The organism is Sporomusa sp. 246TCP1 (assembly GCF_057319775.1).
The window spans coordinates 2,899,671-2,925,301 of the sequence record NZ_CM170492.1 but is presented as its reverse complement, the minus strand read 5'-3'; the positions used below and the strand labels follow the sequence as shown (position 1 = coordinate 2,925,301).

The 25,631-nt window shown below is 44.5% G+C and carries 26 protein-coding genes, 7 tRNA genes, 1 rRNA gene and 1 other RNA gene; 25 read left to right on the top strand and 10 right to left on the bottom strand.

From position 1 onward, the window contains the following. Positions 1–449: 449 nt before the first annotated feature. From AC1ECB_RS13590 to AC1ECB_RS13500, 19 genes are all read left to right on the top strand, one after another. Positions 450–1,682, top strand: a complete 1,233-nt coding sequence (locus AC1ECB_RS13590; RefSeq protein WP_485666396.1) for a site-specific integrase — start codon at positions 450–452, stop codon at positions 1,680–1,682. Further along, entirely contained in the window at positions 1,679–2,629 is a 951-nt protein-coding gene (locus tag AC1ECB_RS13585; RefSeq protein WP_485666397.1) for a tyrosine-type recombinase/integrase, read from the top strand. Before AC1ECB_RS13590 ends, AC1ECB_RS13585 begins: the two co-directional genes overlap by 4 nt. Beyond that, entirely contained in the window at positions 2,622–3,668 is a 1,047-nt protein-coding gene (locus tag AC1ECB_RS13580) for a tyrosine-type recombinase/integrase (protein WP_485669172.1), read from the top strand. Before AC1ECB_RS13585 ends, AC1ECB_RS13580 begins: the two co-directional genes overlap by 8 nt. 546 nt (positions 3,669–4,214) lie before the next feature. Continuing rightward, the gene (locus tag AC1ECB_RS13575) at positions 4,215–5,735 is read left to right on the top strand and encodes a glutamate synthase-related protein (protein ID WP_485669171.1); all 1,521 of its coding nucleotides are present in this window, start codon (positions 4,215–4,217) and stop codon (positions 5,733–5,735) included. A 1,261-nt stretch (positions 5,736–6,996) separates the two neighbouring features. Then, entirely contained in the window at positions 6,997–7,290 is a 294-nt protein-coding gene (locus AC1ECB_RS13570) for a hypothetical protein (protein ID WP_485669170.1), read from the top strand. Between the two features lie 631 nt (positions 7,291–7,921). Next, a complete protein-coding gene (locus tag AC1ECB_RS13565; RefSeq protein ID WP_485669169.1) occupies positions 7,922–8,113 on the top strand; it encodes a hypothetical protein in 192 nt (63 codons plus the stop codon). A 15-nt stretch (positions 8,114–8,128) separates the two neighbouring features. Further along, positions 8,129–8,581 carry a peptide-methionine (R)-S-oxide reductase MsrB gene (gene msrB / locus AC1ECB_RS13560; protein ID WP_485669168.1) on the top strand — a complete coding sequence of 151 codons (453 nt, stop codon included), beginning with the start codon at positions 8,129–8,131 and terminating at the stop codon, positions 8,579–8,581. Between the two features lie 33 nt (positions 8,582–8,614). Next, positions 8,615–8,794, top strand: a complete 180-nt coding sequence (locus AC1ECB_RS13555; RefSeq protein ID WP_485669167.1) for a hypothetical protein — start codon at positions 8,615–8,617, stop codon at positions 8,792–8,794. Positions 8,795–9,674: 880 nt separating this feature from the next. Then, complete coding sequence (locus AC1ECB_RS13550) at positions 9,675–9,869, top strand: hypothetical protein (protein ID WP_485669166.1); 195 nt, start codon at positions 9,675–9,677, stop codon at positions 9,867–9,869. Beyond that, complete coding sequence (locus tag AC1ECB_RS13545; RefSeq protein ID WP_485669165.1) at positions 9,859–10,419, top strand: hypothetical protein; 561 nt, start codon at positions 9,859–9,861, stop codon at positions 10,417–10,419. The genes AC1ECB_RS13550 and AC1ECB_RS13545 overlap by 11 nt, the downstream gene beginning before the upstream one ends. Before the next feature lie 202 nt (positions 10,420–10,621). After that, a tRNA-Leu gene (locus tag AC1ECB_RS13540) sits at positions 10,622–10,706 on the top strand. Between the two features lie 4 nt (positions 10,707–10,710). Next, positions 10,711–10,797 (top strand) — tRNA-Leu (locus AC1ECB_RS13535). A 3-nt stretch (positions 10,798–10,800) separates the two neighbouring features. Beyond that, a tRNA-Trp gene (locus tag AC1ECB_RS13530) sits at positions 10,801–10,876 on the top strand. Positions 10,877–10,885: 9 nt separating this feature from the next. After that, a tRNA-Pro gene (locus AC1ECB_RS13525) sits at positions 10,886–10,962 on the top strand. Positions 10,963–11,061: 99 nt separating this feature from the next. Next, positions 11,062–11,136: transfer RNA gene (locus tag AC1ECB_RS13520), tRNA-Cys, on the top strand. Between the two features lie 3 nt (positions 11,137–11,139). Then, a non-coding RNA gene (ssrS, locus tag AC1ECB_RS13515) (6S RNA) lies at positions 11,140–11,313 on the top strand. 294 nt (positions 11,314–11,607) lie between these two features. Next, positions 11,608–13,163 (top strand): 16S ribosomal RNA (locus tag AC1ECB_RS13510). A gap of 258 nt (positions 13,164–13,421) precedes the next feature. After that, a tRNA-Asp gene (locus AC1ECB_RS13505) sits at positions 13,422–13,498 on the top strand. Between the two features lie 47 nt (positions 13,499–13,545). Then, positions 13,546–13,622, top strand: a tRNA-Arg gene (locus tag AC1ECB_RS13500). Between the two features lie 292 nt (positions 13,623–13,914). Here the strand turns inward: AC1ECB_RS13500 and AC1ECB_RS13495 are convergent. The 8 genes from AC1ECB_RS13495 to AC1ECB_RS13460 all read right to left on the bottom strand — a co-directional run bounded on the left by AC1ECB_RS13495 (position 13,915) and on the right by AC1ECB_RS13460 (position 21,467). Beyond that, positions 13,915–14,451, bottom strand: coding sequence for an alpha/beta hydrolase fold domain-containing protein (locus tag AC1ECB_RS13495; RefSeq protein ID WP_485669338.1), 537 nt, complete (start codon positions 14,449–14,451; stop codon positions 13,915–13,917). A 297-nt stretch (positions 14,452–14,748) separates the two neighbouring features. Continuing rightward, complete coding sequence (locus AC1ECB_RS13490; RefSeq protein ID WP_485669164.1) at positions 14,749–15,510, bottom strand: potassium channel family protein; 762 nt, start codon at positions 15,508–15,510, stop codon at positions 14,749–14,751. Continuing rightward, positions 15,479–15,730 (bottom strand): ion channel, encoded by a 252-nt coding sequence (locus AC1ECB_RS13485; protein WP_485669163.1) that lies wholly within the window; start codon positions 15,728–15,730, stop codon positions 15,479–15,481. Before AC1ECB_RS13485 ends, AC1ECB_RS13490 begins: the two co-directional genes overlap by 32 nt. 181 nt (positions 15,731–15,911) lie before the next feature. After that, a complete protein-coding gene (locus tag AC1ECB_RS13480; protein WP_485669162.1) occupies positions 15,912–16,193 on the bottom strand; it encodes a TetR/AcrR family transcriptional regulator in 282 nt (93 codons plus the stop codon). Positions 16,194–16,273: 80 nt separating this feature from the next. Continuing rightward, positions 16,274–19,375, bottom strand: coding sequence for an efflux RND transporter permease subunit (locus AC1ECB_RS13475; RefSeq protein ID WP_485669161.1), 3,102 nt, complete (start codon positions 19,373–19,375; stop codon positions 16,274–16,276). Continuing rightward, positions 19,372–20,403: an efflux RND transporter periplasmic adaptor subunit gene (locus tag AC1ECB_RS13470; RefSeq protein ID WP_485669337.1), complete on the bottom strand. Its 1,032-nt coding sequence runs from the start codon at positions 20,401–20,403 to the stop codon at positions 19,372–19,374. Before AC1ECB_RS13470 ends, AC1ECB_RS13475 begins: the two co-directional genes overlap by 4 nt. Positions 20,404–20,516: 113 nt before the next feature. Further along, on the bottom strand, positions 20,517–20,729 hold the full coding sequence (locus AC1ECB_RS13465) for a hypothetical protein (protein WP_485669160.1): 213 nt from the start codon (positions 20,727–20,729) through the stop codon (positions 20,517–20,519). Positions 20,730–20,903: 174 nt separating this feature from the next. Continuing rightward, a complete protein-coding gene (locus tag AC1ECB_RS13460; RefSeq protein WP_485669159.1) occupies positions 20,904–21,467 on the bottom strand; it encodes a TetR/AcrR family transcriptional regulator in 564 nt (187 codons plus the stop codon). A 151-nt stretch (positions 21,468–21,618) separates the two neighbouring features. On the opposite strand from AC1ECB_RS13460, the gene AC1ECB_RS13455 reads away from it, so the two are divergent. From AC1ECB_RS13455 to AC1ECB_RS13430, 6 genes are all read left to right on the top strand, one after another. Beyond that, positions 21,619–21,750 (top strand): hypothetical protein, encoded by a 132-nt coding sequence (locus AC1ECB_RS13455; protein WP_485669158.1) that lies wholly within the window; start codon positions 21,619–21,621, stop codon positions 21,748–21,750. A 13-nt stretch (positions 21,751–21,763) separates the two neighbouring features. Then, the gene (locus AC1ECB_RS13450) at positions 21,764–21,982 is read left to right on the top strand and encodes a hypothetical protein (RefSeq protein ID WP_485669157.1); all 219 of its coding nucleotides are present in this window, start codon (positions 21,764–21,766) and stop codon (positions 21,980–21,982) included. A gap of 114 nt (positions 21,983–22,096) precedes the next feature. Next, positions 22,097–22,816 (top strand): amidohydrolase family protein, encoded by a 720-nt coding sequence (locus tag AC1ECB_RS13445; RefSeq protein WP_485669156.1) that lies wholly within the window; start codon positions 22,097–22,099, stop codon positions 22,814–22,816. Further along, positions 22,792–23,085: an amidohydrolase family protein gene (locus tag AC1ECB_RS13440; protein WP_485669155.1), complete on the top strand. Its 294-nt coding sequence runs from the start codon at positions 22,792–22,794 to the stop codon at positions 23,083–23,085. Before AC1ECB_RS13445 ends, AC1ECB_RS13440 begins: the two co-directional genes overlap by 25 nt. Before the next feature lie 82 nt (positions 23,086–23,167). Beyond that, positions 23,168–23,596, top strand: a complete 429-nt coding sequence (locus AC1ECB_RS13435; protein WP_485669154.1) for a hypothetical protein — start codon at positions 23,168–23,170, stop codon at positions 23,594–23,596. A gap of 583 nt (positions 23,597–24,179) precedes the next feature. Then, positions 24,180–24,347 carry a flavodoxin family protein gene (locus AC1ECB_RS13430; RefSeq protein WP_485669336.1) on the top strand — a complete coding sequence of 56 codons (168 nt, stop codon included), beginning with the start codon at positions 24,180–24,182 and terminating at the stop codon, positions 24,345–24,347. A 130-nt stretch (positions 24,348–24,477) separates the two neighbouring features. On the opposite strand, the gene AC1ECB_RS13425 is transcribed toward AC1ECB_RS13430, so the two are convergent. Together AC1ECB_RS13425 and AC1ECB_RS13420 are read right to left on the bottom strand one after the other, a co-directional pair. After that, positions 24,478–24,780 carry a hypothetical protein gene (locus AC1ECB_RS13425; RefSeq protein WP_485669153.1) on the bottom strand — a complete coding sequence of 101 codons (303 nt, stop codon included), beginning with the start codon at positions 24,778–24,780 and terminating at the stop codon, positions 24,478–24,480. 138 nt (positions 24,781–24,918) lie between these two features. Then, the gene (locus AC1ECB_RS13420; RefSeq protein WP_485669335.1) at positions 24,919–25,203 is read right to left on the bottom strand and encodes an MFS transporter; all 285 of its coding nucleotides are present in this window, start codon (positions 25,201–25,203) and stop codon (positions 24,919–24,921) included. Between the last annotated feature and the right edge of the window lie 428 nt (positions 25,204–25,631).

Sequence of the window (25,631 nt, the reverse complement as noted above, 5' to 3'; positions counted from 1 at the left end):
ATGAGTGGCTGAGAAGAAGGATAAGAGAATGTGCTTCTGGAAACAATGGAAAAAAATCAGAACGAAGCACGATAACCTTGTGAAACTCGGCATAGATAATCGCAAAGCGTGGGAATATGCCAACACAAGAAAGAGCTATTGGCACACAGCCAATAGCCCAGTCCTCTCGCGGACACTCACCAACGAATACCTAAGGAAAGTAGGCTTTATCACCATAAGTGAAAGGTATTCAGTAATACACTAATTCTATTGAACCGCCGTATACCGAACGGTACGTACGGTGGTGTTATCCCGTTAACGGGATAACAGAACTTATCCCGTAAAATCGTGCATCCCGATTATTGATCTGAAACCCTCATATAAAGCCCTTCTTCCGTAAAAATATCGGGATAATATTTTTCTTTCAGTATGCTGTATATTGAATTTATCAAATTCAATAGGAGGTTTACATGAAAGATAGTACGATTTTTGGAATCATCCAACAAGCATTAATGATTTTGGAAAAAGAAGTAGGATTAGCCCCATCTTCACTTGAAGTGATTGCATCACGTAGTTTTAAGCCAATCTCTGCTTTCTTCAAGGTAAAACAAGAAGAATTTTACAGTGAAGACTTGATAAACGAACTTGAGGAACTCTATAGAGAGAACCTGCAGGCCGGAGCGATTTCCCGAAATGTATTCAATCTCCGCACCCGAGGAATCAGGATACTGCGAGAAGTAGGCGAGACGGGCAGATTCGTTTGGAAAGGCCCCGCTTACAAAGATACTTTCGCTTTATCGGAGAACTTTGAGCGCATTATCGCCGGTGTCGCTGATGATAGTCACTCAGAACTCAGAAATCGTAATAACCAAACCATAGTCAGGCGCTTTCTTCTGTCGCTTACTGGCTTGGGAATCAGCGATATCTCTCAAATTAAGGCAGAGCATGTGCAGATGTTTCTGAGCGATATTTCGCAGACACGCGCAAAAAGCATGGACGATGTTGTCGGATCACTCCGTAAACTGGATCATTATCTCACCAGTTCAGGGGATTCAGGACTTCCGTATGCAGGCTTACTGATGGTGCCGAGAGCAAGAGAGAGAAAAATATATCCGTGCATGCCTCTGGATGACTTGAACTTAGTCATCAGGTCTATTGATCGAAGCACCGCGATAGGGAAACGCGATTATGCCATTTTGCTTTTGGCAGCAAGCAGCGGGATGCGTGCTGGGGACATTGCGAAGATTAAACTGTCGGATATTGACTGGCGTAAAAGCGAGGTCCAAATAATCCAAGGAAAAACCCAGATACCAATTAGCCTTCCACTGCAAAGAGCCGTTGGCGCAGCGTTGGCAGACTATATCCTGAACAGCCGTCCGGAATCGGAATCTCCACAGATATTTTTAAGAAGCCTTGCACCTTTTCAAAGCTTTAAAGATGGCGTTTCAGTAGCGTGCGTCTTGCGCCGACGTATGAAAGCAGCAGGGGTTTCACATAGGCTTGGTGATGGGAAAACGATGCACGGCATCAGAAGGATGCTTGGAACCCAGATGACAATGGAAGGGGTACCCATCACAACGGTCACACAGATACTTGGTCATCAAAACACCGGCGCGACAAGACCATATATTTCTTTGGATATTGAGGGCTTACGCGAATGCGCACTGGGGTTTGACTCTTTTGAGGAGGGCTCCAGACTATGAAAACGCTCAGCGAATATATTGAGGATATGCTCCTCTACAAAGAGTCCATTGGTTATTCCAGACGTTCCTACGAGTACGATTTAGATCGTTTTTGCAGATTCATAGAGTCAAAGCAGTTGAATGTGTCTGAACTCAAGGAAGACGTAGTTCTTAACTGGTGCTCACGGCGGGAAAACGAGTCCAAGACCGGGGCAAGAAGAAGGATTCAATCAATTCGGGAGCTGCTTAAGTACCTATCTGCAATCGGAGTCGATTGTTATGTGATCCCATCAAGTTTTCTCCCCAGGCAAGAGACACGAACCCCATATATTTTCACAGATAAAGAGATGTTGAGCATTTTCAAGGAATGCGACGGGCTTCCACCTAATCTTTGTTCTCCGCATCGGCATCTGATTCTTCCTGTATTATTGAGATTGATCTATTTCTGCGGCCTACGCCCGAACGAAGGTCGGGAACTGCAGGGCTGCGATATTGATTTCGACAAAGGCATACTGCTAATCCGAAAAAATAAATCCCACAAAGAACGCTATGTCGCCATGTCCGACGATGTATTACAGATGTGCAAGAATTATCAATCAACTGTTGCAGAGATTTTCGCCAACCATATGTACTTTTTTCCATCAACAAACGGCGCGCCATTTAATCGGCGTTGGCTTGCCAGACAGTTTCAAATGATCTGGAGTAAAGCCCGGGGAACTGGCAATGAAGCAAGCGCTGTTACTTATGATCTTAGACATCGCTACGCTACGACAATGATGATGAAATGGCTGGACGAAGGCGCGAACCTTTACGCCAAGCTCCCGTACCTGAGTGCGTACATGGGCCACACCCACTTTTCGGACACGGCATATTACATCCACCTTTTGCCCGAAAGGCTCATTCGTTCAACTGCTATTGACTGGAGCCATTTTTCGGATTTGATCCCGGAGGTGGCCGAAGATGAATGAGAAGAGCACTCGGTTTTTCAAGTTGGTGAGAGACTTTTTGACGGTATATCTCCCCGATCAAAAAGCTGTGAGCGTCAATACAGTTAAATCATACCGTGAATGCCTTAACCAGTTGTTACGCTACATTTGCGATAGAAATGGGATCAGTCTGGGAAAACTCAGCTTTGAGCGCCTTTCCAAGGAGACTGTCGAGAATTATTTAGGGTATCTTGAAAAAGAACGGTATTGCAGTGTTTCCACGCGCAATCATCGGCTCGCATGTATCCGGTCATTCGTTAAATATGCCGGTGCCAGGGATATTGGTGTTCAGGCATACGTCAAAGATTTGTGTACTATCCCTTTAAAGAGGGCAGCAAAGACTACCGTCATTAAATTCTTCAGTGAAGCTGCGTTGAAAACAATACTTGAGCAGCCAGATACCAGAAAGAAGAAAGAGTTGCGAAACCTATTCTTTATGATACTGATGTATGATACCGGAGCCCGAAACCAAGAACTGCTGGATCTCAAGCTAAGTGACATTCATTTCGAAGGGAAATCTCCCTACGTTGTCATTACCGGAAAAGGCAGAAAAACGCGTTTGGTGCCGGTAATGCCCAAAACCGTTGATCATTTCAGAAAATATGCTGCAGTTTTTTACCCTGAACACACTTCTGACGATTATCTTTTTTACACTGAGCGTAAAGGGCGCCGATTTGCAATGTCGCCAGACAACACAGAAAGATTCATCAAGAAATACGGTGTCGCTGCTCATAATATGAATCCTGAAGTTCCTGAGTCGTTTCATTGCCATATGTTTCGCCATAGCCGCAGCATGCACTTGTACAGAAGTGGTATGCCAATGGTATTGCTGGCTGAATGGCTCGGGCATGCGCAGATTTCATCGACCTTGATTTATGCGAATGCTGATACGGAAATGAAGAAAGAGGCCATCCAGAAAGTTACTTCAAAGCTGAACCCGCTGGTGTCTGGAGAAACCACATATCTTGAATGGGAAGATGATGAGGAATTAATCAGGCAGCTTTACGGACTGAGTCGCTAAATATTATCCCGATATTATCATGAAAGAAGGGCTTTATATGAGGGTGTGATGCCGATAATCGGGATGCCGCATTTTGCGGGATAAGTGGTGTGAGAGGTCACTGAGTAAATTAATTACTCAGCTCCTACTCGATTTTTAGGGGGTAACGTTACGCGCAATAAACAATTGCGCGCATAGGCAGGTGTTCCGCGTAATTGTATAGAAAGGAAATATGCTGGAAGCATTTTGTCCATTCGAATAATAAGCCGAGAAGGATAGTCCATAAATCGCAGTTTTCCGAAAAAAGGTAATTATAATTCTCAATACTTGATGAACGAGGCCTCTGCGTTCAGGATGTCATTCGCCAGCATGGTTTTTTCGAACAAACCTTGCTTCCTATCCTATGTCCTGCAGGTGAGGCACATAGCATTAGCTGAAAGAAATGGTTATTATGAAAAGAGTATTTGCTGAATTCCCCGGATTTTGTGACATGGAGTCAGCCATAAATATTGAAACGCATATGCGTAAAGAAAACGAAGGAAAAATAAAATAGAAAGAAGGGTTAAAATGTCTTATAGTCCTAATCTATCCTCGGCGTTTAATGATACTAAGATGCGGAGTGACAAAATCACCCCCTGCTCCGGTATGTGCTCTTTCTGTACTGCTGACTGTGCAGGTACTTGTGAAATTGGCTTGTCTGCTGTGCTTGGCAAATCGATTGTCTATCCAACTAACACTGGCAATAACCAAGTGGCGGGTGAAAAAGACTATCCCATTGACTATTCCCATTTCAACATCAACGGCCGCGCCTTCGGAGCAGTAGGCTGTCCCGCTGACAGCGAGCAGGCCACTATTTTTGGTGTAGGCATTTCTACTACCATTGGCCGTAGCAATCCAGTCAAGTTGAATATGCCAATTATCCTGCCGGCATTGATTAAGCTAAACTGGAAGGACTATTTTGCCGCTGCCGCTATGGCAGGTGTCTGCTGCGTTATTGGCGAGGGCTCTCCTAGTAAAGACCCGAATCTGCAACTTGACGCAAACGGAAAAATTGTGCGTTTTGAGATGCTGAAAGAGATGCGGGAAGCTTTCAGTCGCTATGACAAAGGTTATGGGCAAATCGTTCTCCAGTGCAATCTGGAAGACCTAAGTATGGACCTGGCTGAATATGCCCTTACGGAGTGTGGATTTACGGCCATTGAGTTAAAATTCGGCCAATCTGCCAAAGGTACGCAGCCAGCCGTCCGGATAGGCAGTCTGCAGGAAGCCCTAATGAAAAAGAAAAATGGCTTGATCGTACATCCCGATCCGGAAGACCCTGAATTCGTCAAGCTGTATGAAAAGCATGCTTGTCCTGAATTCTGGAGCTATAACCGCCTACCTATGTGGACGGAAGAAGCGTTGCAACAGCGCATAAAGTCTTTGCGGACACTTGGCATGAAGAATGTCTACTTCAAAATGGCAGGATTTGATCGCCATGATATTGAAGAGGTTCTCCGTCTTGCTGCCGTACTGGATGTGGACCTGGTTACCATAGACGGGGCCGGTGGCGGTTCCGGTTACAGCCCCAGCAAGATGATGAATGAATGGGGTCTGCCCGCGGTATGCATTGAGAGTGCTTTGCCCGAAATTTGTGGGCGGTTGGAACGCATAGGATTGACTGTACCTGACATTGCCATTACAGGCGGTATAACCAGTGAAGACCAGGTATTTAAAGCCTTGGCTATTGGTGCCCCCTATGTAAAATTAGTTGGCATCTGCCGTGCTGCGATGGCTGCGGCTATGGTAGGCGAAAAGGTCGGACAGTTACTGGACAGAGGTATGGTTCCCAAACATTTGGAACGTTATGGAGAAACAAAGGAAGATCTGTTCCGGCATCTGCCAGAATTGCGGAGTATTTACAATGAAGAAGCTGACCATATGTCTTTCGGAGCTATCGGTGCATACTCTTATCTGCACAAAATTGCTTTCGGTCTGCGGCATTTTGCTGCACTTAACCGCAAGTTTGACGTTAAGTATATAAATCGGGAAGATGTGATCCCCATGACCCGGGACGCAAAAGATATCCTAAACGGTACCTGGTTTTGATGAAATAAAGAAGATAGTGGTCCGCATGACCTTCACTCTGAAAATGAACCATCTTTCGGGCGACAGCCCAATCGACGCATTCATTCCTGGGTCGGTTGTTGTTTCCTTATCACCTTCGTGAATTTACAATTCTTGTAACAGTAAAAGTATGCAATTAAACCGACACTTTTAGCATAAGGAGGGTCGAGCCTTTAGCAAAACGATAATTTCGCGTATTAGTATCGTTTTGATGTGTATCCCCATGTCAAGGACAATTTGGGTTTTTGGTATTCCAATCAAATAGGTAATTATGCTATACTATCCGTGCTTTACCGCAAGGGAGGATAGGGCAACGCTGAGGAGCGACCCGAGCGCCCGTGCGGGTTTACAAGGGAGACGGTGAACGTCACCTTGTATCCGACCTTGTATTCTGTGCATTCTGTGCCGGAGGACGGTAGGGTGAAACACGCCGGCGGCCAGCCTGAAAGTACAGTGCCGGTGGAAAGTCTCGGGGGCGATAAAGAGGGGGTGCAGGCATTCAGTGCAGACCGCAGTGCGGGCAGGAGAGACCGCCGTCCAGTGTGCCGCAAGAGAAAAGTTGCGGATCGAGTCCAAAGAGTGGCGGGGGTTAAACCGGTCAAATCCCATACAGGCCGCGATGATATGAGAAATTCTAGTTTCATCTAGTCGAGACGAGGGCCAGGTTGGCCTATCTTATCGCAGAAAAAAATAGAGTTTAAACCTATCCTCCCGGACAAACATAACGAGGAGGAGTTACACCCATATTTTTGTATACTCAATCTGCTTCTGCGTTATCTCGCTGACCCATAACTCATGGCCTGGTTGTTCATAGCACTCAATAACATCAAATTCATCCAAAAGTTCGTGCATTGTGTGCTTTTTGAATAAATTTTACCCCTTTGATGAACTCTATTCCGCAGCTAACCAGAAGGTCAAAAGGCTTGAGAGAGTGGCCTTGCCGGGATCAGGGCTGAAATAGTTTTTAATAATATTAGAGAAATTTGTCATTAGACATGATACGGCGAACCGTACAGTGCGACCTGTTCCTCCGAAACGTGGGTAGCAAAGACTGCTCATTAATATTGAGCATACGCTCAAATATAGTTTGATACTGGGGAGAATATGAAAAGTGCTCCGGCTCTTGAAAATATGGGTCGAAGCACTTTTTTACGTAGAGAGCTACGAATTTGGAAGGATTTAGCGTAGAGTTATGAAAAATATATGAAATAACCACAGAATTACTGGATGTAAAATAGCTTTTATGAGCAGTAAGGGGCAGTTGGGAAAGAGGCAAAACCATATTTCCACGCTTAATTCAGGTGACTATAGTATAACTGAGGGGTATGTGGAAAACTTTGATCCAGCCCCAGCTTCAGGACATAAATATGAGTCATTTACAATAAACGGCAAAAAATTTAGATATTTGGATTATGACGATAGTACAGGGGCGTTTAACCAGACCCGTTCACATGGTGGCCCTATTTATGAAGGCCGATGGGTAAGGATAAGCTACAAAGACGGTCTTATATTAAAAATAGAGGCAAGAATTGGTTAGAATTTCTCCCAGAAGAGCTCACAAAATTCGACGTTTTTCCAAATATAGTCAATATAGCCAAAAATATTACCATCCATTCGATGATAGTCTTTCTAGCAGAATATAAGACAGCATGTTCTATAACACTTCAATGAGTGCAAAAAAAGGTTATATTTCGTTAGAATCTTCTCGCTAAGGTCTCGCAGGTTTTGATAAATTAAAAATGTGTGTTTGTATGTTTTCATAGACGTGCTAAACGGGGCGAACATACGTTGGGGGTCGGCACCCCCCTAAAAGAAATTTGGCGGGGTTAAGGGGCGTGGGGCCTTGAAATATAAGGGTTTTACTGCTGCATGCAGTAAGTGCAGCGAACGTGTGTTGGGGGTCGGAAAAGCGCCCCCCCTAAGTATGTGCGAACATAACATGCCGTTACTATTTTGATGTGTATGAGAGTTTGATGTGGGAATAATAGAAAAAAATGCTCCGGTTTTAAAAGCACTCTGGGATTGCCACTACATAGCAGTTAGTACAATTATACGTTTACCGTTAATTTGGTCCGTTTTCGTAGAAGTATATGCTTTGTAAAGCGCCTTGTTATTTAATGGCAGGAAGTTTAGTAATCGATTATAACGCTTTAAACTTGGGAGGAAGTATGAAAATTAATTTTACTAAACAGGAGTATAAAAGTTTACTTGATATACTGTATATCGCTGATTGGATCGCGTCTGCCTATGATGAAATTGGAAATAGCAAACCGGTTGCTTATGATCAGTTAGAGCAAAAATTGTTGTCGTACGCAAAATATAGATGGGCGAGCGGTATGAATAAAATCAGTGAACATTGAAAAGGGCGGGATTGTATGGATAGGAATCAGGGTGATTTTAATAAAAAGGAACTGTTAAAAAAACGTTTGAATTCGATTCAATTTGCCGTAACTCAGGAAAATGCTACTGAACCTTCTTTTCGAAATGAATATTGGGATAATACACGTGAAGGCATTTATGTTGATATTGTGTCAGGAGAGCCGTTATTTTGTTCATTGGACAAATTTGATTCCGGCTGTGGCTGGCCAAGTTTTACAAAGCCATTGGATAAAAAGAGAATAAAGGAATCGGTAGATGCAAGCCACGGTATGATGCGTACGGAAGTTCGCAGCACAAATGCAGATTCACATTTGGGGCATGTGTTTACCGATGGGCCACAACCTGGCGGCTTACGTTATTGCATCAATTCGGCAGCATTGTGGTTTATTCCCAAAGAAGAGCTAGAGAAAGAAGGCTATGGAGAATTATTGGCATTGTTTGAAAAGTGAGTTGTTGAGTACAAGCATTAGGGAGGTTTGAACATGAGTGTTAAAGAGACCGTTCTTGAAACCATGAAAACTGCCGGCAAGCCGTTAAGCGCAGGAGAGGTTGAGAAATTGTCCGGGTTGACTCGAAAAGATGTCGATAAGGCATTTAAAGAATTGAAAGAAGAAAATGCCATTGTATCGCCGGTACGCTGCAAATGGGAACCGGCGAAGTGATACCAGATATTGAACTGTCTATTGATAACTCCGTATAACGGTCCCAGAGTACGATGGACTACCGTCCTTACCAATGCGCCGCTTACTGAAAACCACACGCTTATGGATACTCGCTGCGACGAATGTACGGTCTGTACGGTAGCCTGTCCTGTCCACGCCATCAAGGGACGAACGTTTTCACGATGTGAGAGCCGTGAAATGCGACTTGATGTAACTCAATGTGAAAACTATTTTAAAACCCTTAAAGCTGAGGGGAAATTGCCAGTATGCAGATGAAGGAGGGATGTCTTATGATACTAAAAGGCATTAAAGGTCTAATAAAGAAAATCAGATTTACAGGTGTTACAGTCAATGTAGGATTTATTGGGGATTGAACTTCGCTGGGGGTTCTTCCTGAATGAATATGCAAAAAGGCAGGATAATTCATGGGCTTTATCAAATTAAGATCCGAAGTTATGAAAATCTACATTTTATAATTAGTTAGGATTGGTGTTGTAACCATGAGTTTAATACCTAGTGGAATTAGGTAGAGAAAATAGCCATAACTTACTGGAAAAGCAAGGTATGGCATTTTTACATATGGATATTATCAGACTTGAAATTTAACTCGATACGCAGAAGGTTATCACCCGTAACATCACCATCAGCGAAACTTCTTACCATATGTAAAAATATGGCGGGATATATTAATTTAGGTAAAGAAAGTAGCTATAGTTTACTGAAAAGTAAGTTATGGATATTATTACATAAGGGCGATTATCGGACTGCGTGGTCCGCTAATCGTGGACAATAACAACGTGTTCCAGGGTGTGAAATTCAATTAAGGGTATTTTGGGGTCAAATTATACAATTGAAATTTCTAATAGAGGTAGGATGAAAAATGCGTGATTCTACAAAACAGCAGAGTAATCCATTTTCTACTGGAGGGGTCGGTGGGAATTTTGAAACACGTGTTCAAGCTGCCTTTATTGTTCTAATGCTCACCGGTAAGATTGCTCCCTGCTTGCCAGCTTGGCCAATAGTAAAGTTAAAGCTTCAAGGAATTTTTAAAAGGGTTTCATATTTTGGGTTATGATTTGGATACCGAAACAGGAATTTGCCTTTCATTAATTCAGTCATTAATTGCACAAAGCTCATCGGGGAATCCGGCACATCTTTGGTCCAGAATTATTGATGTGGTCCAGTCATATAACCAAAATGCGGGGACATATCTTGATAATGTTTTTTCATCCATAGGGCTAATAAGTTCATTGAGTGATCTAGAAGCGGGTTTTGCATTGATGCCGAAGAAGTATTTTATATTAGAATCGATCGAAAAAGTACTTGAACTTCAATATACTAATGCATTCACAAATTTACTTCATCAAGCCTTTGTTAATGTGTTTAATATGATGATTGAAAAAAAAGACTACTTTCTAGGGAAGTGGCGGGAACGGTTGGGGAGCGATAATGTGCTGGTGAGGTATAAGGACAAGCAATTTATTGAGATAATAACGGATGCTGAGATGATTAATGTTTTTGATGAAGATTTGTATTTGGCGTTTGTGGAGAAGATAACAGTCCAAGATGGCGGCAGGTTAATAGTTAGTTTGCTTGATGGAACTGAAATTGAATGTCAAAGTTGATAGTGATAGGAAATGGCCGGTTAGAGTGTCATTAAATCATCTTGACGGGCTCCCTTTGAGAGCGGTGGAGATAAAAGAAATTTTGGAAAAAATATGATCAACTAGTATTTGTGCAAGAAACTTGATAAGAAAATGAATTAAAATTATCACAATCGCAGTTGACAATAATCAAAACAACTGGTATAGTATTAATTCTGAGGACGCGGGAGTGGCGGAACTGGCAGACGCACTAGACTTAGGATCTAGCGCCGCGAGGCGTGCAGGTTCAATTCCTGTCTCCCGCACCATAATGCCGGAGTGACGTAATTGGCAGACGTAGCAGACTCAAAATCTGCCGGGGGTAACTCCGTGTCGGTTCGAGTCCGACCTCCGGCACCATCTAGGGGTATAGCTCAATTGGTAGAGTAGCGGTCTCCAAAACCGTTGGTTGAGGGTTCAAGTCCTTCTGCCCCTGCCACAAAGTAATCGGGGCGTGGCTCAGTTTGGTAGAGTACCTGGCTTGGGACCAGGGGGTCGCAGGTTCGAATCCTGCCGCTCCGACCAGATACCATTATAGATCAGAAAAGCTGAATCTTTTTTACTGTCAAATAAGTTAGTTGACATAATTAAAATGATCTGATATAGTAATAAGTCCGAAATGATGGCGATATGGCCAAGTGGTAAGGCTAAGGTTAGCAAGACCTTGATCCCCTAGTTCAAATCTGGGTGTTGCCTCCAATACATAGCCTGGGATGAATTGTTATCTTAGCTATGTCCAACCTACTGTAATATATAGGGAATTCAATAGTATGCAGCTGTCGAGCCACCTCAGAGTGGAGGGCAAAAGCGTACTCCAGAATACCCACCTGCTGAGTGCAGGTTTGGACATATAAAGAGACGACATTTTGGGCATGAACATAATACCAGTAAGTAACAGTTGACATGATATGAACAACATGATAACCTATAAAAGTCGCTGCGAGCGGCGGAAATAAATGGCACAAACAATTGTGTTGAAATAACAAAAACAACATGTTATGATATATTTCCGTCACAGAACAGACGATGTGCTCCTTGAAAACTGAACAATGTAAGTAATGCATCAAAAATGCCAGATGTGCGGTAGTATGTCGCTTGCGACATACAAAACCAAAAATAAACAATTTCTTAATTTGATTTATAGAGCCAACAAATGGCTTCAATAATATTTTATTGGAGAGTTTGATCCTGGCTCAGGACGAACGCTGGCGGCGTGCCTAACACATGCAAGTCGAACGGGGAGTTATTTATAACTCCTAGTGGCGAACGGGTGAGTAACGCGTAGACAACCTGCCTCTAAATTGGGGACAACACCGCGAAAGTGGTGCTAATACCGAATGTGGTATCTTAGTCGCATGACTGAGATAAGAAAGGTGGCCTCTGAATATGCTACCGCTTAGAGATGGGTCTGCGTCTGATTAGCTAGTTGGTGAGGTAACGGCTCACCAAGGCTTCGATCAGTAGCCGGTCTGAGAGGATGAACGGCCACACTGGGACTGAGACACGGCCCAGACTCCTACGGGAGGCAGCAGTGGGGAATCTTCCGCAATGGACGAAAGTCTGACGGAGCAACGCCGCGTGAGTGAAGAAGGTCTTCGGATTGTAAAGCTCTGTCGTTTGGGACGAACGTATTCTATGTAAATAATGTAGAGTAATGACGGTACCAAAGGAGGAAGCCACGGCTAACTACGTGCCAGCAGCCGCGGTAATACGTAGGTGGCAAGCGTTGTCCGGAATTATTGGGCGTAAAGGGCGTGTAGGTGGATCTTTAAGTCGTGTGTCTAAGTGCGGGGCTCAACCCCGTATAGGCGCAGGAAACTGGAGATCTTGAGTGCAGGAGAGGAAAGTGGAATTCCCAGTGTAGCGGTGAAATGCGTAGATATTGGGAGGAACACCAGTGGCGAAGGCGACTTTCTGGACTGTGTCTGACACTGAGGCGCGAAAGCCAGGGGAGCGAACGGGATTAGATACCCCGGTAGTCCTGGCCGTAAACGATGGGTACTAGGTGTAGAGGGTATCGACCCCTTCTGTGCCGCAAGCTAACGCAATAAGTACCCCGCCTGGGGAGTACGGCCGCAAGGTTGAAACTCAAAGGAATTGACGGGGGCCCGCACAAGCGGTGGAGTATGTGGTTTAATTCGACGCAACGCGAAGAACCTTACCAGGACTTGACATTGAGTGAAAAGCTAAGAGATTAGAACCTATCCTTCGGGATACACGAAAACAGGTGGTGCATGGCTGTCGTCAGCTCGTGTCGTGAGATGTTGGGTTAAGTCCCGCAACGAGCGCAACCCTTATCCTTTGTTGCCAGCGCGTAAAGGCGGGAACTCAAGGGAGACTGCCGCAGACAATGCGGAGGAAGGCGGGGATGACGTCAAGTCATCATGCCCCTTATGTCCTGGGCTACACACGTACTACAATGGGCTTAAACAAAGCGAAGCAAGCCCGCGAGGGTAAGCCAAACGCATAAACAAGCTCTCAGTTCGGATCGGAGGCTGCAACTCGCCTCCGTGAAGTCGGAATCGCTAGTAATCGCAGGTCAGCATACTGCGGTGAATACGTTCCCGGGCCTTGTACACACCGCCCGTCACACCACGAAAGTTGACAACACCCGAAGCCGGTGGGGTAACCAGCAATGGAACTAGCCGTCTAAGGTGGGGCCGATGATTGGGGTGAAGTCGTAACAAGGTAGCCGTATCGGAAGGTGCGGCTGGATCACCTCCTTTCTAGGGAGAACCGATTCGACGTTCGAAGGTCGACCTTCGATCTTCGACGATAAACACGAATCAACTTCCAGGTCGGTACATTTGGCAGATGCAAGACAGAGATAGAAACCTTGCCTTTTTCGAAAGTCGCAGGTCGAAAATCGATAGTCGAATACTCTTACATTGTTTGGTTTTGAGGGAATGCAAGTTACCAAAACTTACTTGTTGAAATAAACGTCGGCGGTTCGATCCCGTCATTGCCCACCATCTTCTCATAACGGCCCTGTGGTGTAGCGGTCTAACATGCCGCCCTGTCACGGCGGAGATCGACGGTTCAAATCCGTTCAGGGTCGCCATATATTTTTGTCGGTCTTATTTAATAAGGCTGTTAATATATAAAGAAGACTCCGTAGCTCAGCTGGATAGAGCGTTTGACTACGAATCAAAAGGTCGCAGGTTCGAATCCTGCCGGGGTCGCCATTTGTATATCAAGGGTTTTACGAGGTTTTCGTAAAGCTCTTTTTTCGTTTTCATAGTAGTTTTTACAACAACCGTACAACACGGCGGAAACTGCATTCTCTTAAAACGCTAATTAAGTGGGTTATGAGTGATCGGTGCGACCGAAAAGGAAGAGTTGAGCCATGAGGCGATTCTTTTGTCTTGCCGTAGCAATATTTGCCTAATTCATCACGGTTGACTTTCCCAATGATCAGCCGTTTAGATGAGTATCTGCTGAGTCTGATATGCAGGACTTGTTAGCAGAACCTTTGATTCAGATCATTTTGCAGTTTTTAAGACTGGCGACCACGGAACGCATGCCCACAGACTGGCAGGCGACTGGAAGAAAACAAGTCCGCGCTTCCTCCAGTGTACTCTGCATATTGAAAAAGCCGTGAATTATCCCATTATACCGCTTGAGGCATACTTTGACCCCGGCGGCGGATAACCGTTCTGCATAATTTTCGCCTTCATCACGTAGTGGGTCATATTCCGAGGTAATAATACATGCGGGGGGAAGATCGGCAAAGTTGCCTGCAAGCAAGGGAGAGGCCAAAGGTTTTTTGGCTTTATTTATATCATTTAAATGCTGCTGGTTAAACCAGGCAATTCCTTTTGTTGTTAGCCGGTATCCTTCACCATTTTCGATTTTCGAGGGGGTTTGTCCGTCCAATACCCATCTTGTAACCTGGTAACACTCTTCCAGAGGCTTCGGAAATTTATGCTCAGGCGCTAGGCCATAATCGATGGATATTACAGCACAGTTCACATTGTTTGTTATTTTCCGGCATATAGGATCATAGACATCAATATTTCACAGCACAAATCCACCACCATGAATTAAGATCAGCACAGGATAGATGCCTGTTGTTTTAGGATAATACACCCTGATTGGTGTATCCCGTATGGAGGTTTTTACAACACGGTTTACCACAGACCCCACTTCCTCAGGAATCCCTTTAAAGTCATCCCAGCTTTTACTGGATCATCCATGTGCCGCAGAAGGCTTGGACGACCGATATTCCAGATGGTATTGGCATCCTCCTTGACAGTACGGTCGCTGGAGAAACGGTTGGAGTAAGCAATGTTTATGGTTGCCACCTTCCTTCTATATCAATCTAGTCAGTTTCTGAATTGAGGCAGGCGGGTCAATCACAATGAGAATATCGTTGGCTGCAATTGTTTCTTTTTCGAGTGAAGTATGAAGAAAAGCATGGTTTCGATTAATGGCAGCAATCGTTAAATTAAGAGCCTTCTTAGCCCAAAATTCCCCAAGTTTTTTTCCTACAAGTTCTGATTTTTCGCAAATGTGTATTTCGGTCATGTCAATATAGAGCTCCTGGTTGTAGAATATATTTTGGAAAAAATCATGGGCAAGCGGATGCGTTATGGCGGCTAGTATCTGTCTTCCGCCTGATATGGAAGGCGATATGACCACTGTCGCACCGGCTTGCTTCAGTTTAGACTGAGCCTCTTCTTCATCCGCGCGTGTCGCGACGGTAATGCTGTGATTTTGGCTTTTGGCCGATAAAGTAACATATACGTTATCGGCGTCATCTGATAAAGCGGCTACCAGGATATTAGCCATCTTAACACCAGCCGTCAGAAGTACTTTATCTAGCTTGGCATCGCCGCAGATTGCCATGATTTCGTTTGCTAACAGTGAATTGACTTTTTCCGGGTCTTTTTCTATTACGACAAAGGACTTTCCGTTGGTTTTTAAGCCTGCTATTACTTGCCGTCCGACCCGGCCGGCCCCGCAGACAACGATATGATGCTTTAAATTAGCTATTTTTTGCAGTATTGTGCGCCTCCCCAATCGATCTTTTATATGTCCTTCAATGATGATGCTCATGATCAGTGTGAGCATATAGCCTGCTGTGCCAACACCACAAATCATAAAAAAGAATAGTAAAGATTTTTCCGGCTGCAGTTACTGGTACTACATCTCCATAGCCTACGGTGGTTATCGTGGTGGTTGTCAAATAGACGGCATCGAGCCATGGCAAGTGTTCAATGGAGGCGAATCCAATAACTCCGATAGTCGCCACACAGAGGATATACACTATAGCCATTTTTAGTTGATTCATCGAAACACCTGCTTCGCAGAGCTTTTTTGTTTATAACATTGTTTTTGAGTGCGGTTATTTTAATGGATGCCTATTTTTTGAAAGCATGGGAAATATTATAATGCCGATGAAGGATTGTATCTTACGACAATTTCCTGACCTGCTTTAATATAACAGCTCTCTATATTCTTTTCTTATAGGATCAAGACGTGATAGCTGCTATCACTTTTACATAGTTAAGTAAACGTTCGGTGGCGGTTATAGTGAAGCTGATGTCCATTTCCTGCAGCGTCTGAAGTGCAGGTGAAAACTGGCGCTTTAGAACTTCCCGATAAAGATTTTCCTTGCTGCCGAAATAATAGATAATAGCGGCGCCATTAACATTGGCCGCCTTTGCCAATTGGTCTACGGTTACACCTAAACCTGAATGAGGCAAATAAAGGTGTGGCCGCATCCAGGATTTGCTTTGCCGTATTTTTTTCATATCACCACCGCCTAAAATGAAATATGATGCTTATTTTTTTGCCATTCCGTTGCTCAGTAGGTCTAAGCAAGTATATGAAGTTATACCGAAGGGTGTTTATCAGAGATCGCCTGGGTCTGCGGCATGTTATGAGGGGGCTGTGCTTTGTTCCAGGCGGCATACATGACCGGCAAGACGATGAGAGTTAATATTGTAGCACCGAACAATCCGCTGGCAATAGCGACGGCCATAGCTCCCCAGAAAACACTGGATACTAACGGAATCATTCCCAGTATGGCGGCTGCCGCTGTCAATAGTATAGGACGCAACCGGATAACTGTTGCGTTGATAATCGCATCCCACATCGGCATTCCCGCCGCCAGAAGCTGGTCAATCTGATCCATCAGGATAACCGAGTTGCGCATAATGATGCCGGCCAAAGCCAGAATCCCCAGTTGTACTACGAACCCCATCGGGCTTCCTGTCAGAAGCAGGCCGATAACTACGCCCATGATGCCTAGCGGTGCCGTTAGCAAGGTCAACATCATTTTGGCAATATTTTGCAACTGGATCATTAGGAGAATCATAATGGTGATCAACATCGCCGGTACCGGAGCCGTGAGAAAGCCGGTGGCTTTGATGCTATTTTCCATGGCCCCGTCGTATTCGATGCTGTAGCCCAGCGGCAGGCTGGCCCGCAGTTCCTTTAGATCATTTTCATACACTTGCTGTACAATGTCGTTGCCTGTAATACCGGGCCGGATTTCTGCCTGCACCAGAATCATCGGTTTTAAGTCACGGCGCCAAATACGCCCTTCCTCCGCGTCGTAACTAATTTTGGCAATTTGGTCAAGCGGCACATACTTTCCATTGCCAAGGTGGATATTCAAGTCTTTAAGACGGGAAGGATTATTTCTGTCCTGGGCGTCAAAGCGGAACAACATGTTCACAGTTCTATCCTTTTCCCGGAATTCGGCAATGGTTGCGCCGGATAACTGCGTCTGGAGAGTAGCGGCCAACGCCTGGGTGCTCATGCCTAGTTTCCTGGCCTTATCCTGGTCAATCTCCAAATGCATGACTTTGTTTTTTTCGTCCCAGTTGAAACTTACCTCTTTTACAGCGGGATGTGCTGCCAGGGCATCTCGCATCTGGCCGGCGATTTCCCGGACCTTGTCATGGTCATATCCCTTAACCCGCAGCATAACCGGGTAGTCTGACGGCATGCCGCTGGCAATCACCTTGATATGCCCCTGGACGCCGCTAAATTCTTCAGCGAGCAGGGTATTGATTTTTTCGGCCAGAGAACTTCTGGCCTTGAGGTCTTTGGCTACGATGACAAATTCAGTGAAGTTGGTGCGCGGAAAAACCGGCTCAAAACTGAGGACAAAGCGCGGTGCTCCTTCGCCAACATGATAGGTATAGTAGGCAAGGTCAGGGTCTTCCCGGATGCATTCAGCAAACCGGCGGGCCACTTCTTCCGATGATTTCAGGGAAGATCCTTCCGGCAGCTTGAGTTGTACAATCAGTTCCGGGCGGGTGGAAGGAGGAAAAAATTCCTGTTTGACCAAGCCGAGCAGGCCAAGCGAACCAATAAAGCAGGCCACAGTAGCGAGCAGTACTTTTTTACGGTTTTGTAAGCACCAGGATAAAATTTGCTTAAACCAGCGGTAGAACGGAGTGTCATATACGGTATCACCTCTGTCTGCGTCTGCCTGGGGCTTAATTTTGATAAACAGGTAGCCTAACAGCGGTGTCGCTGTACCGGCAACCAGCCAGGAGGTCAATAAGGCAAGGGTAATTACTGAAAAAATGGTAAAACAATACTCGGAAGCCGTACCCTGGGAAAACCCGACCGGGATAAAACCGGCGCAGGTAATGAGTTCGCCGGTCAGGCGGGGATAGGCTGTCGACGTGTACGCAAAGCAGGCGGCGTTAAAGCGGTCCCAGCCCTGTTCCATTTTGACCACCATGGTCTCAATGGTGATGATCGCATCATCGACTAACAAGCCTAAAGCCAGAATTAGGGCACCCAGAGAGATTCTTTGCAGGTCAATGCCCAGTAAATTCATGAAGGTAAAGACGGTGGCAATGACCAGGGGAATGCACAGAGCCACGATGACGCCTGAGCGCATACCCAGACTGGCAAAACTCACGATCAGGACAATAATAATCGCTTCCGCCAGGGATTCGACAAACTCATCAATTGAGGTTTCTACTACTTTTGGCTGGTTGACGGTTTGGTGAAGCTCCAGTCCGGCGGGCAGTTCTTTTCTGAGATGCTCAATGGTTTTTTCCAGGTTTTCACCGAGAGAAAGAATATTGCCGCCAGGTTCCATAGCCAGGGATATGCCGATAGCCGGCTGGCCGTTATAGAAAAACTTGGGGTCAACCGGTTCGGAATAACTGCGGGTTACTTTCGCTATGTCTCCCAGGCGAAATGTGCGTCCATTTGCCTGGATGGGTGTATTGCGGATGTCGTTCATGGTTTCAAACATGCCTGTGATTCTTACATAGAGATTATCTGACGATGTTTCCAGCATGCCGCCGGGAGTCATTGCATTTTGTGTTTGCAGGGTAGAAGTAATGACGGCGGGATCGATACCCAGTTGGGCCAATTTGCTATTTTCCATCTCGATATAAATTTTTTCTGTTTGTACACCGAGTAACTGGACTTTTCGCACACTGGGCACGCCTAGCAGAATGCGGCGGACTTTTTCCGCCTTTTCTCTTAACTCCTCATAAGTAAAGCCGTCACCGGTCAGTGCATACATAACACCGTAGACTTCGTCGTAACGGTCATTAAATGTTGGTGCAAGAGTGCCTTGGGGAAATGTGCCTTTGATGTCATTTACCATGTTGCGGGCTTCCAGCCACCGTGCGCGGATTTCGCTTTTTGGAACAGAGTCTTTTAAGTTTACGTAAATTACAGCGGACCCAGGGGTGGAGTAACTGCTTACGTAATCAAGTCCTGGTAAATCCTGCAGTTTTTTTTCGATCTTGTCCGTCACCTGTTCTTCCATTTGCCGGGCTGTAGCTCCCGGCCAGGCTACGGCCACAACCATTTGTTTTATTGTGAAATCCGGGTCTTCCATGCGGCCCAGATTTTTATAAGAAACTACGCCGGCAATGAAGAAGAGGGCGATAAAAAAATAAATAAACTGCTTGTGGTTCAGTGCCCATTCAGTAAGATTGAAAGATTTCATATAGAATCACCACCTGCCTTTACCTTTTGGCCCTCTTTGAGTTTATGCACTCCGGCGGTTACAATCCGTTCACCCTGCTGGAGACCTTCCAGCACTTGAATGGTTCCATCGCCGAATTGGCCTATTTTAATTGGGCGCAAGGCAATGGTATTGCCGGTAACTACCCAAACTGCCGGAATATAGCCGTTTTGATAAATTGCTGCGAGCGGAATACTTACCGTTTGCTGCGAGCCACTGCCCAGGATGGTGACGGCAGCGGTCATGCCCAATTTCATTTCCGGCGGCGGGTTGAGTAAGCTGATGCGCACTTTATAAGTACGGGTTATTGGATCGGCCATGGGGGCGATTTCCCGTACCCTGCCATCCACTGTTACATTGGACAGTGCCCAAAATGTCACTTTGAGTTGCTGGGCTTTGCGCAGTTCTTCTATCCGGTTTTCCGGGACGCTGATTTCTACTTCCCGTTCGCCATCCTGTACAATAGTCAGTACGGGTTGCCCGGCGCTGACCACCTGCCCCATTTCCGCCGAGATGGCGGAAATTACCCCCGGCTTGTCAGCGCGCAGCAGGCTGTAATCAAGTTGATTGGCCCCTTGCGTATGCTGGGCCGAAGCCTGTTGTACCGCAGCTGCAGCCACTTCATAGGCGCTGACGTATTGATCGTAAGTCATGCGGCCGACAGCCCCTTGCTCATAGAGCTGCCTGAAGCGGTTCAGATTGCTTTCCGCCAGACGGAGCTGGGATTCGGCGGAGTATACCTGGGCGGAGGTGCTGTTTACAGTCTGTTGAATATCTTTGGGATCGATCTGCATCAGTACATCGCCGGCATTTATTATGCTGCCCAGTTCTACATTCCGTTTTATAATTTTGCCGCTTACCTGGAAAGCCAGCTGGCTTTCATAGCGTCCGCGGACTTCGCCGGAATACATATATCCTTGCGTGGCTGCTGCAACGTCCACTACGGCTGTCCGGACCACAGTAATATCATCGGCAACAGCCTTGGTTTGACGATGTTCATTCCATACCATACCGCCAATGATACACAACGTCGCTACTATCGCAGTTAAACTGTAATATAATTGCTTTTTTGATACTTTAGTTAGCCAATTCCATCGTTGCATGATTTTACACCTCATTTTTGTTACTTTTTAAGGGGGACAGACCGGATCGAAGGTTTTTCATAAGAACAGACATGGATCATTTGTCCATCAATAACCAGCTCGACTTTTCCCAGATGTCTGCCTTCCCAGGCCCATGTTTGGATGAGATCGGAAATAAGCTCGTTGATTTCTTCTTTTGGCAATGCCGGGTCGGCCATGACGGGGATGCCGTGAATGATAGTGTATATTTCCATTATTCCTCCTGAGCATCAGATTGACTGATATTGAAACAAGTTACTGTTGGGGATATTTTTGAGGAAGACGTATAGACATGTTCGTACTTAATTTACATTTTTAGTACAAATGGTACAGAAGGGGATTTTTAAATCGCACAAAGGTGCGACTTAAAAATTCCAAGAGAGAAAATCTTATTTATTAGGTGGAAGTAGTCCGAATACGATGATATCTGCCATGGCCGATAATGCATCCGCATGGGTCAGATTGTTTTCCTCAAGAAACTGGTAGTTGAACAGGTCATTCATCGCATTGGTTACGATTTGCCTGAGCACAGGTACATTGATAGGGCGAAGTGACTGAGTTTCAATACTCTGAACGATAAAGGACGTCAGGTGGTGCAGCTGTTCCTGGCGGAAATCTGCTACTAACTGCCATTCCTCAGGATAATAATGTCGAAGGTCATCATAAAGACTATGATTATTTATGGGGCCGAACACTTTTGGGGCGACTTTAAGCAAGGCCTGAATTTTTTCTGTTACGGACAGTTCGGCGTTATTGTAGATTTCCTGTTCCTGGTGTTGAACGTCCTGGGTGGCTGTAGCTATAATGTCATGCACAAGTTCATTTTTGGAGGCAAAGTGCTCATATAAAGAAGTTTTACTGAGACTAAGGCGCCGGGCCAGGTTGCTCATGGTAAATTTTACGCCACGGGTTTTCATTTCATCGGCCGCGGCCATGAGAATTTGATTACGCAAATAAGATCACCTCATTAAATTAGTACCAAAATGACAAAATTGGTACCGCAGAATTCAAATTAAGAATATACCACTTTCTAGCAAGTGTCAATACACATCGTAAAAAATTTTTGTGAGCATGGCGATCAATAACAGATTATGGGGTAGCTCTTTGACTGATGCAATATTTGTATTGACAGATGATAAAAAAAAGCATATTATGGCACTGAAAATTATGTACCATTTTTGTCAAACAGGTACAGCGTGGCAAATGTGGAGTGCAGAAAAGAACTGGACGGATTAGGAGATGAAGCAATATGAACGTAACCGAACGGTTAGGTCTTGCAAGACAGGTAATTTTCTTAATACCGGCTTTACTGATTTTTCCGGTTTCCTTTCAAATGTTGGGAGTACTGCTTGCGGCTCCTATATCGGATCTGTCAGCGGCCATAACAGGCATATGCCTGTATGGGGAAATCCGGAATCTGAATCAGAAGCACCGATTATTTGTTTTTAACCATACGGAGCTGATTTGACTTGAGGTGTTAGACACAGAGCAATGAAAAAACGTATGTATGAGACCGAATTCAAAGAATACCAAGGAAAGTTAAAAAAGTGTAATACAATTTTCTAACAAGGAGAGAAAGAGAATGAAAAAAATTATGGAAAGCGTAATTAAAAACTACAAGGGAGGCAGTTTGCCTAAAATCGATGTGCATGTTCATTATGTGCCGCAAGCTTATCAGGAAGCCTTATTAATCAACGCTAAGAAAAACCGCGACCGGTTTCCAACCCCGGAGTGGGATGTAAAGACTCATTTGGACATAGCCGAACAGTTGGGCATTGTTACTAGCATGTTGTCAATTACCTCGCCGCATATTCATTTTGGTGATGATCATGCCGCTAAGGTCTTGGCACGAAAAGTAAATGAAGACGGCGCGAAACTTGTCCGGCAATATCCGGGTCGGTTTGGCTTGATCGCTTCTTTGCCATTGCCTGATATAGATGCCAGTCTGGAAGAAATTCAGTATGCTGTAGATGTTTTGCACGCCGATGGATTTACATTACCAACCAACTCGCAAGGAGTCTACCTGGGTGATCCGCGCTTGGACCCCGTTTTTGCAGAACTAAATAAGCGCAAAGCTATAGTGACCCTTCATCCCACTACTCCCGGCGCGGTACCGGCAAATATTCTCGAAGATTTGCCGATGCCGCTCGTGGAATTTTTCTTTGACACAACCCGAACCATTATTAACATGATCTTAAAAGGTACCTTAAAGCGGTTTCCTGATATTAAAATTATTGTTCCTCATGCCGGTGCTTTTTTGCAATCCTTGCAGACCGGATGCAGGTCGGTCTTCAGGTATTAAACAAAGGGGAAGATGGTATTGATGTATATGCCGCTTTACGGGGATTATATTATGATGTAGCCGGAGTCTGCCTGCCACGGCAATTGGCTGCTCTGCTGCAGCTGGTAGATAATGACCACCTGTTGTATGGAAGTGATTATCCCTATACGCCGGCGGCTGGCTGCATTTATTTAGCAGACGCATTGGATAAGACAAATTTGCTTACCGATGAGCAGCGGCGTGCCGTATACCGGGATAACGCGGTAAATCTGTTTCCCCGGTTGAAATAGAAGCTAAAGAATCGGCAAAGAACCTAGTAGAATAAGAACCTTTATTTGTTCTTAGAAACTGTCAGAAAAGAGGGAATGGCAGATGATAACTAATATACATGTAAGAGATTTACATGCTCCTCTACCTGTAGTTGGAGCTATACTTGATAGTTTAGCCTCAAAGCAAGACTTATTATGGCCGTATGAAAAATGGCCACCAATGTTGTTAGATCGACCCCTTGGCATTGGTGCGGTAGGAGGGCACAGTGCAACCCGGTATATTGTAGAATCATATAAACCAGGACAGTATATTAGCTTTCGTTTTACTGCCCCCAAGGGACTTATTGGAACTCACTGCTTCTCTATTAAAGAAATTAAGCCTGATGTTGTTCAGATAAAACATGAAGTCAATATGAACTTAGAAGGTTTTGTGAAAATTTGGTGGCTTATAAGAATTCGGTATGTGCATGATGCTTTAATTGAAGATGCTTTTGACAAGGCTGAAAGTTATGTGTTACTCATCGTCCACTGAATCGAAAAATTTAATTGGAAATTCAGTATATATGATATTGCTGATTGCAGCAAGTTATCTATATCAAAAAGATCCTTTTAAAAACCTATGGTTTGGAATGGCTGGTGTAATGTGGGTTTTAGTGAACTCATTTATACATATTTCGGCAACAATTCTAGGTGGGGAATACTCACTTGGAGTTGTTACAGCAACACTTCTTTAGATACCGTTTGGATTAGCCTTTCTCATTATGTGGGGTAAGAAAGGCTTTCTGAATTGGAAAAACCTTATGCTTTCGTTCGCGGTTGGTGGTTTTTTGATTATGCTCCTGCCTACATTTACAAGGGCAATCATTCTTAAGGCGCAGCTTGCAAAAGTTTTTCATTTGATCAGTGGTTGATTGTAACAAAGTTTACTGGCGGTTTCCCAAGTGCGAAAGCTGAGTTAATGAAAAATGAAAGAAGTGTGATTCAATGAAAATTGCCGTAATTAACGGCAGCCATCGCGGCAGAAATGGCAATACGAATATTATGGTTTCTGCTTTTTAAAGGGAACCAGGGATGCAGGAGCAGAAACTGTAACTGTTTTTTTAGCGGAAAAAGAAATTAAATATTGTACGGCGTGTAAGGCCTGCTGGTTTAACACGCCGGGGAAATGTGTCATCAGGGATGATATGACGGAAATTATATCTCTCATCGAAGATGCGGATGTTCGTGTTTTGGTGACACCGCTTTATTTTGATAATATCTCCAGTTTGCTAAAACTTTTATAGATCGACTTATGGTAACAGCCAGCCCCTATTGGGGAAAAGACAGGGAAGGAGAATGCCGTCATTTAACAACAAAAGTCGTCCCACAGTTAGTCATGATGGCGAATTATGGTTTTCCGGAAAAATCACATTTTTAGGTAATCTCACATTGGCTTAAACGGCATGCCCGTAATCTCAATGCACAGATAATTGGTGAAATATAAATTTTTTCTTTACGTAATTCCATTTCTGGCGGAAGCGATCCTAGGTTTCTTAATGCCAAAAAACTGGATACAACAGCCATAACGGCAATATTTTTTCCCAGGGGTGTATAGGAGGATGCTTTATTGATAATAAACGGATAGGCCCAGCCGGTGCCAAATCCGGCAATCATAATTGATAGGGTGAGCATAGTTTTGGAGTCGTTTACGGCCAAACCACTATAACCTGCAGCCATCAAGAGCCGGCTTCGCCGATAATATATACAATTAAACCGGCTAGGACCTTCTTAAAAAATAAGCGGGGGGTTTAAAAATTTGGCTATCCGGATTAATTTGTTGAAACTTACCTTTTCACACTAATTAAAGCATTTCAATCATTCAATTAAATTGCCTCTGAAAGCTACCAAGTATATTACAATAGATAAAATAATTAGAATAGCTAAAGCGTTGTATATGTAAATAAATCCAAACGCTTGTGCCACGCTGCCCCAAATAACAGAGCCAACCATTATACCCAAGTCCATTGCACATAGAAGTGTTGCATTTGCCGCTCCTCTTCTTTCCACTGGTGCAAAGGATATAACCAATGCGTTTATAATTGGCTGAACTGCACCGTGACCAACGCCATAAATTATAGCGGCCACAAGAAACATTGGCAGCGACGCAGCTACAGGCCTTTGGAGGTTCCATAGCGGTCAGCAATTCGACCTGAGATTAACCTGACAAGTATCGTAGACAGTGCAGTAACTATATAAAATATCCCTATATTTTCTACATCTTTCTCACTCGCATATGCAGGCAGGAAAATTCCTACGGTGGCGTAGGTCATCATAACAATAAAATACAAAAAGGATGGCCACATCGCAGTTTTCTCAAAAAGCGTTGCTTCTGTATTTTGTCTTGCTCTATATTCAAGTTGTTTTTCAATAATTGGAGGCTCTGTACTTATTTGATTAAGGTAGGTAAGAACGTATTTCGGGATTGCTTTAGCTCAGTAAATCCAACCGGTAAACTATAACAAGTGAGAGGCTAACAGGCAGTAGTAGTAAATCTGTTGGAAACATACATACAAGGAAGTATCCTACTT

What these genes read in the sequence shown, in the direction of transcription:
- AC1ECB_RS13585 (WP_485666397.1), top strand. Translation starts at nt 1,679, where the DNA reads ATGAAAACGCTCAGCGAATATATTGAGGATATGCTCCTCTACAAAGAG.
- AC1ECB_RS13425 (WP_485669153.1), bottom strand. Translation starts at nt 24,780, where the DNA reads ATGGCTGCAGGTTATAGTGGTTTGGCCGTAAACGACTCCAAAACTATG.
- AC1ECB_RS13570 (WP_485669170.1), top strand. Translation starts at nt 6,997, where the DNA reads ATGAGCAGTAAGGGGCAGTTGGGAAAGAGGCAAAACCATATTTCCACG.
- AC1ECB_RS13565 (WP_485669169.1), top strand. Translation starts at nt 7,922, where the DNA reads ATGAAAATTAATTTTACTAAACAGGAGTATAAAAGTTTACTTGATATA.
- AC1ECB_RS13575 (WP_485669171.1), top strand. Translation starts at nt 4,215, where the DNA reads ATGTCTTATAGTCCTAATCTATCCTCGGCGTTTAATGATACTAAGATG.
- AC1ECB_RS13470 (WP_485669337.1), bottom strand. Translation starts at nt 20,403, where the DNA reads ATGGTATGGAATGAACATCGTCAAACCAAGGCTGTTGCCGATGATATT.
- AC1ECB_RS13450 (WP_485669157.1), top strand. Translation starts at nt 21,764, where the DNA reads ATGAACGTAACCGAACGGTTAGGTCTTGCAAGACAGGTAATTTTCTTA.
- AC1ECB_RS13555 (WP_485669167.1), top strand. Translation starts at nt 8,615, where the DNA reads ATGAGTGTTAAAGAGACCGTTCTTGAAACCATGAAAACTGCCGGCAAG.
- AC1ECB_RS13590 (WP_485666396.1), top strand. Translation starts at nt 450, where the DNA reads ATGAAAGATAGTACGATTTTTGGAATCATCCAACAAGCATTAATGATT.
- AC1ECB_RS13465 (WP_485669160.1), bottom strand. Translation starts at nt 20,729, where the DNA reads ATGGAAATATACACTATCATTCACGGCATCCCCGTCATGGCCGACCCG.
- msrB (WP_485669168.1), top strand. Translation starts at nt 8,129, where the DNA reads ATGGATAGGAATCAGGGTGATTTTAATAAAAAGGAACTGTTAAAAAAA.
- AC1ECB_RS13440 (WP_485669155.1), top strand. Translation starts at nt 22,792, where the DNA reads ATGCAGGTCGGTCTTCAGGTATTAAACAAAGGGGAAGATGGTATTGAT.
- AC1ECB_RS13485 (WP_485669163.1), bottom strand. Translation starts at nt 15,730, where the DNA reads ATGAATCAACTAAAAATGGCTATAGTGTATATCCTCTGTGTGGCGACT.
- AC1ECB_RS13445 (WP_485669156.1), top strand. Translation starts at nt 22,097, where the DNA reads ATGAAAAAAATTATGGAAAGCGTAATTAAAAACTACAAGGGAGGCAGT.
- AC1ECB_RS13475 (WP_485669161.1), bottom strand. Translation starts at nt 19,375, where the DNA reads ATGAAATCTTTCAATCTTACTGAATGGGCACTGAACCACAAGCAGTTT.
- AC1ECB_RS13435 (WP_485669154.1), top strand. Translation starts at nt 23,168, where the DNA reads ATGATAACTAATATACATGTAAGAGATTTACATGCTCCTCTACCTGTA.
- AC1ECB_RS13550 (WP_485669166.1), top strand. Translation starts at nt 9,675, where the DNA reads ATGCGTGATTCTACAAAACAGCAGAGTAATCCATTTTCTACTGGAGGG.
- AC1ECB_RS13480 (WP_485669162.1), bottom strand. Translation starts at nt 16,193, where the DNA reads ATGAAAAAAATACGGCAAAGCAAATCCTGGATGCGGCCACACCTTTAT.
- AC1ECB_RS13490 (WP_485669164.1), bottom strand. Translation starts at nt 15,510, where the DNA reads ATGCTCACACTGATCATGAGCATCATCATTGAAGGACATATAAAAGAT.
- AC1ECB_RS13580 (WP_485669172.1), top strand. Translation starts at nt 2,622, where the DNA reads ATGAATGAGAAGAGCACTCGGTTTTTCAAGTTGGTGAGAGACTTTTTG.